The 8,142-nt window shown below is 74.4% G+C and carries 3 protein-coding genes; all 3 read left to right on the top strand.

The features are described 5' to 3' along the window. The 3 genes from CP984_RS06505 (at position 1) to CP984_RS06495 (ending at position 8,133) form a co-directional block, all read left to right on the top strand. Positions 1 to 6,558, top strand: coding sequence for an amino acid adenylation domain-containing protein (locus tag CP984_RS06505; RefSeq protein ID WP_003980926.1), 6,558 nt, complete (start codon positions 1 to 3; stop codon positions 6,556 to 6,558). Further along, positions 6,555 to 6,779, top strand: coding sequence for an MbtH family protein (locus CP984_RS06500; protein WP_003980925.1), 225 nt, complete (start codon positions 6,555 to 6,557; stop codon positions 6,777 to 6,779). Before CP984_RS06505 ends, CP984_RS06500 begins: the two co-directional genes overlap by 4 nt. Before the next feature lie 67 nt (positions 6,780 to 6,846). Next, positions 6,847 to 8,133, top strand: coding sequence for a cation:proton antiporter (locus tag CP984_RS06495; RefSeq protein ID WP_003980924.1), 1,287 nt, complete (start codon positions 6,847 to 6,849; stop codon positions 8,131 to 8,133). Positions 8,134 to 8,142 lie beyond the last annotated feature (9 nt).

Genomic DNA, 8,142 nt, shown 5'->3' with positions numbered 1-8,142 from the left:
ATGACCCGATCCATGGTCGAGGACGTGTGGCCGCTGTCACCACTGCAAGAGGGGCTGCTCTTCCACGCCACCTTCGACGAGGAGGGACCGGACGTCTACACGGTGCAGTCCGCGCACGCCGTCAACGGCCCCTTGGACCCGGGCCGGCTGCGCGCGGCGTGGGAGACCCTGATCGCCCGGCACGCGGCGCTGCGCGCCTGCTTCCGCCGGGTCAGCGGGGCCCGCATGGTGCAGGTCATCGCCCGCGAGGTGGAACTGCCGTGGCAGGAGACCGACCTCTCGCACCTCCCGCCCGACGACGCGGCGGCCGAGGCGGAGCGGCTGGCCGCGGCCGAGCGGGCCCGCCGCTTCGACCTCGCCACCGCGCCGCTGCTGCGCGTCCTGCTGATCCGCCTCGGCGAGGGCCGCCACCGGATGATCGTCACCAGCCACCACATCCTGATGGACGGCTGGTCGATGCCGATCGTGCTCGCCGAACTGTCCGCGGCCTACGCGGACGGCGGCCACGGCGGCGCGCTGCCGCCGACCGCCTCGTACCGCGACTACCTGGCCTGGCTGGGCCGCCAGGACAAGGACGCGGCCCGCGAGGCGTGGCGGGCCGAACTGGCCGGGGCCGAGGAGCCGACGCTGGTCGTCCCGGCGGACCGGACCCGCGCCTCGGTGGTTCCCGAGGACGTCCTGATCGACATCCCCGAAGGCCCCTCCCGCGACCTGGTGGAGCTGGCCCGCCGCCACGGCCTGACGCTCAACACGCTCTTCCAGGGCGCCTGGGCGCTGGTCCTCGCCCGGCTGGCCGGCCGCACCGACGTGGTCTTCGGCGCCACCGTCGCGGGCCGCCCGCACGACCTGCCGCACGTGGAATCCATGGTCGGCCTGTTCATCAACACGCTGCCCGTACGGGTACGGCTCGACGGCGGGCAGCCTGCCATCGACCTCCTCACCGACCTCCAGGAACGCCAGTCGGCGCTGCTCCCGCACCAGCACCTGGGCCTGTCGGAGGTGCAGCAGCTCGCCGGTCCCGGCGCGTCCTTCGACACCCTCGTCGTCTACGAGAGCTTCCCGCGCCCGCCCGCCGCACCGGACGACCCGCAGGCCCTCACCCTGGAGCCCGCCGGACTCTCCCGCAACGCGGCGCACTACCCCATCACCCTCGGCGTGTTCCCCGGCGACCGCATCAGCCTGCGGCTGTCCGCCCGGCCCGACCTGTTCGGCGAGGCGGCGACCCGGCGGATCGGGCAGCGGGTGGTACGCGTGCTGGCGCAACTGGCCGCCGACCCCACGGTGCCGGTGGGCCGCATCGGCGTCCTGGAGGAGCCGGAGCGCGACCTCGTACTCGCCGGATGGAACGCCACCGCGGCCAAGGTCCCGGGCACCACGGTGCCGGAGCTGATCGCCGGACAGGCGGCGCAGGTGCCGGGCGCGGTCGCGGTCAGCGACCCGCGGCGCTCCCTGTCGTACGCCGAACTCACCCGTGAGTCGGACCGGCTGGCCGCCTACCTCGCCGGCCGCGGCGTCAAGCGCGGCAGCCGGGTCGCGGTGCTGATGGACCGCTCGGCGGACCTGCTCGTGACCCTCCTGGCGGTGTGGAAGACCGGCGCCGCCTATGTCCCGGTCGACCCCGGTTACCCGGCCGAGCGGGTCGCGTTCCTGCTGGCCGACTCCGCCCCGTCGGCGGTGGTGTGCACGGCGGCCACCCGCGACGCGGTACCGGTCGACGCCGCCGTGGAGCTGGTCGTGCTGGACGACGCCCGGGTACGGGCCGCCGTCGCGGTGGCCCCGGCCGACGCCCTCGTACCCGTACGCGTGGCAGCGGAGGACCTCGCGTACGTGATGTACACCTCGGGCTCCACCGGGCAGCCCAAGGGCGTGGCGGTGCCGCACGGCAGCGTGGCCGGTCTCGTCGGCGACCTGGGATGGTCGGTGGGCCCGCGCGACGCGGTGCTGATGCACGCGCCGCACGCCTTCGACGCCTCGCTGTTCGAGGTGTGGGTGCCGCTGGCCTCCGGCGGCCGCGTGGTCGTCGCGGCGCCCGGCGCGGTGGACGCGCAGGACATCCGCGCCGCGGTGGCCGCCGGGGTGAGCGCGGTGCACCTGACGGCCGGCACGTTCCGCGTGGTGGCCGAGGAGGCGCCGGAGTGCCTGCGCGGCCTGCGTGAGGTGCTGACCGGCGGCGACGTGGTGCCCGCCGCGGCCGTCGCGCGGGTGCGCGCGGCCTGCCCGGACACCGCCGTACGCCACCTGTACGGGCCCACCGAGACCACGCTGTGCGCGACCTGGCACCTGACCCGGGCGGGCGAGGAGCCGGCCGCGGTGCTGCCGATCGGCCGCCCGCTGTCCAACCGGCAGGTCTATGTCCTGGACGCGTTCCTCCAGCCGGTCCCGGCCGGCACACCGGGGGAGCTGTACGTGGCCGGCACCGGGCTGGCCCGGGGCTACCTGGGCCGCGCGGGGCTGACCGCGGAACGCTTCGTGGCCTGCCCGTTCGCGTCCGGGGAGAGGATGTACCGCACCGGCGACCTGGTGCGCTGGACGGAGGACGGCGCGCTGCTGTTCGTCGGCCGGGCCGACGACCAGGTCAAGATCCGCGGGTTCCGGGTGGAGCTCGGCGAGGTCGAGGCGGCGCTGGCCGCGCACCCCGGCGTCGGCCAGGCCGTGGTCGCCGCCCGCGAGGACCGCCCCGGCGAACGGCTGCTGGTCGGCTATGTCGTACCGGACGGCCAGGAGGTGGACGCCGACGAGGTCCGCGAACACGCCGCCAAGATCCTGCCCGGCTACATGCTGCCGGCCGCGGTGATGGTGATGGGTACGCTGCCCGTCACCGCCAACGGCAAGGTCGACCACAAGGCCCTGCCCGCGCCGGACTTCGCCGAACGGGTCGCCCGGCGGGCCCCGCAGAACGAGACCGAGGAGAAGCTCTGCGGCCTCTTCGCCGACGTGCTCAAGCTCGAACAGGTCGGCGCCGACGACGACTTCTTCGAGCTGGGCGGGGAATCCGGCCTGGCGATGCGGCTGATCGGCCGCATCCGGGAGGAGTTCGACGCGGCGCTGAACCTGCGGCAGTTCTTCAGCGCGCCGACCGCGGCGGGCGTGGCCCGTACGCTCGCCACCAAGGCCCGCCCGGTGCTGGTCCCGGCCGACCACGACGGCGAGGCGCCCGCCACCGTCGCCCAGCTGCGCACCTGGCTGATGACCCGGCTGCACGACAGCGGCGCGGCGTTCCAGTTCTCGGCCGCGCTGCGCCTGACGGGCGACCTGGACCGGGCGGCCCTGGAGGCGGCGCTCGGCGACGTGGCGGCCCGCCACGAGATCCTGCGGACCACCTTCTCCGGCGCCCGCAACGCACTGCGCCAGCACATCATGCCCGCCACCGACGACGCCGCCCGCCCGCGGCTGCCGGTGACGGAGACGACCGAGGAGGAACTGCCGGACCTGCTGGCCGCGCACGCCGCCCACGCCTTCGACCTGACCGGTGAAGTGCCCTGGGCACCGCACCTGTTCGCCCTGTCGGACACCGAGCACGTGCTGATGGTCACCGTGCACCGGATCGCCGCCGACGAGCAGTCGCTCGACCCGCTCTTCCGCGACCTGGCGGCGGCCTACGGCGCCCGCTCCGAAGGCCGGGCGCCCGAACGGGCCCCGCTGGCACTGCAGTTCGCCGACTACGCCCGCTGGGAACAGGAGCTGCTGCGCGGCGCCGACGAACCGGAGAGCCTGGTCAGCGACCAGCTGAACTTCTGGAAGGACACCCTCGCCGACCTGGCCGACGAGCCGGCGCTGCCCGCCGACCGGCCGCGGCCCGCGCTGCCCTCCCGGCGCCTGGCGAGCGTGCCGCTGCGCCTGGACGCCGCGGCGCACGCCAAGCTGGCCGAGGCCGCTGAGCCCCGCGAGGCCAGCATGTTCATGGTCGTACACGCCGCGCTGGCCCTGCTCCTCACCCGGCTCGGCGGGAGCACCGACATCACCGTCGGCACCGTCCAGCCGCGCCGGGACGAGGACGGCCTCGAAGGGCTGGTGGGCCCGTTCGACGGGCCGCTGCCCCTGCGTACCGACACCTCCGGCGACCCCGGCTTCCTTGAACTGCTGCGCCGCGCCCAGCAGGCGGACCGGAGCGCGCGCGACAACCACGACGTGCCGTTCGAGCGCCTGGTGGACGCGCTGCCCCTGCCGCCCTCCGTGGACCGGCACCCGGTCTTCCAGGTAGGCCTGGAGATCGAGGAGGGCAAGGTCGAGCTGTGGGACCCGTGGGAGCTGCCCGGCCTGCGCACCGCACGGCTGGACGTGGGCGCCGCCACCGGCGAACTGGACCTGGCGCTGCACCTGACCGAACGGCAGGGCGCCGACGGCGGCCCGGACGGCCTCGACGGACAGCTGAGGTACGCCACCGACCTGTTCGACCGGGACACCGCCCAGGCCATCGGCGACCGGCTGGTGCGCGTACTGGAACAGCTCGCGGACGACCCGGAGCTGCGCCTGAGCCAGGTGGACATCCTGCTGGGCGAGGACGAGTTCCGCCGCCTGGTGACGGAAGGGAACGGCACGGCGGCCGAGGTGCCGGACCGTACCGTCGTCGAGCTGCTGGCCGAACAGGCGGCCCGCACCCCCGACGCGGTGGCCGCCATGGACGGCAGCGGCACGCTCACCTACGGCGCGCTGGACGCCGCGAGCAGCCTGCTGGCCCGACGGCTCACCGAGCAGGGGGCCGGGCCCGAGAGCGTGGTGGCCGTGGCGGAACCGCTCACCGCGGCCTTCCTCGTCGCCCTGACCGGCGTGCTGAAGGCCGGGGCCGCCTGCCGCGTGGTGGACTCCAACCGGCCGGTGGAGGAGATCGAGATCATCCTGCGCGAGTCCCGGCCCGCCGCCCTGGTCTGCACGACGGCCACGGCCGGGCGGCTCGCCGCCGACGGACCGGTGCCGACCGTGCCGCTGGACGACCCGGTGGCCGCCGCGCCCAACGGGGCCGCCGGCGGTGCGGCCGGGCTCCGGCCGCCGCTGCCCGCCCACCCCGCCCTGGTGCTCGACACCGCGGCACCGGACGGCGCCGCCGCGGTCATCGACCACCGGACACTGGCCCACCACACGGCACACCGCGCCCAGACCGCCCCGGCGGCCGGCGGCACCACGCTGCTGGACACCCGGGCGCCCGTCGCGGCCCTGGTCACACCGCTGCTCGCGGCGCTGTGCAGCGGCGGCGGCGTACGGCTCGGAGCACCGGAGGACGTCCGTACGCCCACCGGGTCCGATGACGCCCAGCTGCTGGTGACCACCCGCGCGCTGCTGCCCTCGCTCGCCGAACCGCCGGACGGGCAGCGGCCGGTGGAAGTCCTCGCGGTGTCGACGGGTACGCCGGCGGCCGACGACGGCCTGCTGAAGTGGCACGCCCTGCACCCGGACGTCACCCTGGTCACCGCCCACGGCACCGCCGAGACAGGCGGCCCCTGGCTCGAACTCCGCACCACCGCCGGAGAGCCCGCACCGGCCGCGCTGCCCACCGGCCGCCCGGTGGCGAACACCCGCGCGTACGTGCTCGACGAGCTGCTGCGGCCGGTGCCGTCCGGAGTCGCGGGCGACCTGTACGTGGCGGGCGCGGCGACGGCCCGCGGCTACACCGGCAGCCCCGCCCGTACCGGCGAACGGTTCGTCGCCGGCCCCTTCGGCCCGCCGGGCGCGCGGATGCTGCGCACCGGCGACCGGGCCCGGCGCACCGGCGACGGCCTGATCGTCCTGGCCGACCCGAGCCGTGAACGCTCGCGCAGGTCCGCGGCGCGCGGCACGGGCCGGGGCGACCTGGACGTCCTGCTGCCGCTGCGGTCGCAGGGCAGCCGGCCGCCGCTGTTCTGCGTCCACCCCAGCCTGGGCCTGAGCTGGGGCTACCGGGGCCTGCTCCCGCACCTGCCCGCCGACCAGCCGGTCTACGGACTCCAGGCGCGCGGCCTGGCCGGGCCCGAGCCGCTGCCGCTCACCATGGAGGAGATGGCGGCCGACTACGTCGAGCAGATCCGCAGCGTCCAGCCGTCCGGGCCATACCACCTGCTGGGCTGGTCCTTCGGCGGCACGGTCGCCTATGCGGTCGCCACCGCGCTGGAGGCCCGCGGGGAGCACGTGGCGCTGCTGGCGCTGCTCGACACCTACCTCGACGGCGACGCCGGCGAGGTTTTCACCGAGACGCCCGCCGCCCGCGAGAGCGAGGACGTGGTGCTCCGCCGCGAACTGGGCGAACAGGGCCCGCAGGGCGGCGAAGGCGGCGGCCTGGACGACCAGTTGCTGGCCAACATCCGGGAGGTGACCATCAACGCGGGCCGGCTCTCGTTCGGCTACACACCGCCCCGGTTCGGCGGCGACCTCGACGTCTTCGTCGCGACCGTCGACCGGCCGGAGAACTCCCAGGCGTGGGACGCCGTCGGCAACTGGCGGCGCTTCATCGCAGGAACCATCGAGACCCACGACATCGCCACCGACCACTACAGCATGCTCCAGCCCGCGCCCTTGGCCCAGATCGGGCGCATTGTCGCGGAAAAGCTCCAGGCCGTGCGGCCGACAGGGGAAAGGAATCCGTCATGACCAATCCGTTCGACAACGAGAACGGCACCTTCCTGGTTCTCGTCAACGACGAAGGACAGCATTCGCTCTGGCCCGCCTTCGCGGAAATTCCCGAAGGCTGGACCTCCGTACACGGCGAGGCCGGCCGGCAGGAATGCCTCGACTACATCGACGAGCACTGGACCGATATGCGTCCGAAGAGTCTCATCGCCGAAATGAGCGGGAGCGACGGCGGGTCCTGACACCCGCGCGGAAAAAGCAGGGAAGAGGGCGGCCGGGACGCCGGCCGCCCTCGCGGGGGAGGTCCAAGTGAATACCGAAACCGTGGTGACCGTCGTCGTCGGCGACGTCGCACTGATCGTCGTGGTGTCCTGGCTGCTGGGGGCCGCGGCCCGCCGGTGCGGCCAGCCGGCCGTCATCGGCCAGATCGTGGCGGGCATCGCCCTGGGGCCGACCCTGCTGGGCCGGCTCCCCGGCAATCCGACCGCCCACCTGTTCCCCAAGGAAGTGCTGCCCTTCCTGTCGGTGCTGTCCCAGGTCGCCATCGTGCTCTTCATGTTCGTGGCGGGCTACGAGATCGACGCGCGGCAGCTGCGCCGGGGCGGCCGGGCGGCGGCCGTGGTCGCGCTGGCCGCGCTGCTGACGCCCGCCGGACTCGGCGCCGGGGCGGTGCAGCTGCTGCCCGGCGCCTTCTCGTCGGTCGACCCGCGGCACGCCGGCGGCCAGTCGTTCCTGATGTTCATGATGGTGGCGGTGGCGATCACCGCCCTGCCGGTACTGGTCGCCATCATCCGTGAGCGCGGTCTCGCGGGCACCCCGGCCGGCACCGTCTCGACCACCGCCGCCGGATTCATGGACGTGGCCGCGTGGCTGGTCCTGGCGGCAGCCCTCGTCGGCACCGGCCATGCGCCGGGCCGCCACTGGGCCCTGACCCTGCTGCTGGTCACCGGGTTCGTGGCCGCCATGTTCCTGGTCGTGCGGCCGGTCCTCGGGTGGTGGCTGCACCGCTCCAGGGCCCTGATGGCCAACCAGGTCACCATCGCGCTGGCCCTCGCCCTGGGCAGCGCCTGGGTCACCTCGTCGCTCGGCCTGCACCCGGTGTTCGGCGGGCTGCTGGCCGGTCTGGCCATGCCGCGCCGCGACGGCGTACCGGACGCCGACGTGCTGCGCCCCATGGAGCAGAGCGCCGGCCTGCTGCTGCCGCTGTTCTTCGTCACCACCGGGCTGTCGTTCAACATCGGGACGCTGAACGGCGACTCCGTCCTGCTGCTCGCGCTGATCGTGGCCGTCGCGACCATCGGCAAGATCGTCCCGGCGTACGCGGCGGCCCGGCTGAGCCGCCTGGACCGGCATCAGTCGGCGCTGGTGGCCGCGCTGGTCAACACCCGCGGCCTGACGGAACTGATCGTCCTGAACGTGGGCCTGGAGGCCGGGATCATCGGCCGCGGAATGTTCACGGTCCTGGTTCTCATGGCCCTGATCACCACCTTCATGACCGGACCGCTGCTGTCGCTGATCGCCCGGCGCACTACACCCGGACCCGCTGTCAAACCGACTGCCTTGACGGGTTCTCAGGGAAAATTAACAATCGAATAGCAGGCGGGC

It is taken from the genome of Streptomyces rimosus, from assembly GCF_008704655.1.
In the GTDB taxonomy this organism is placed as follows: domain Bacteria; phylum Actinomycetota; class Actinomycetes; order Streptomycetales; family Streptomycetaceae; genus Streptomyces; species Streptomyces rimosus.
This window is presented reverse-complemented; position numbering and strand designations above follow the sequence as displayed.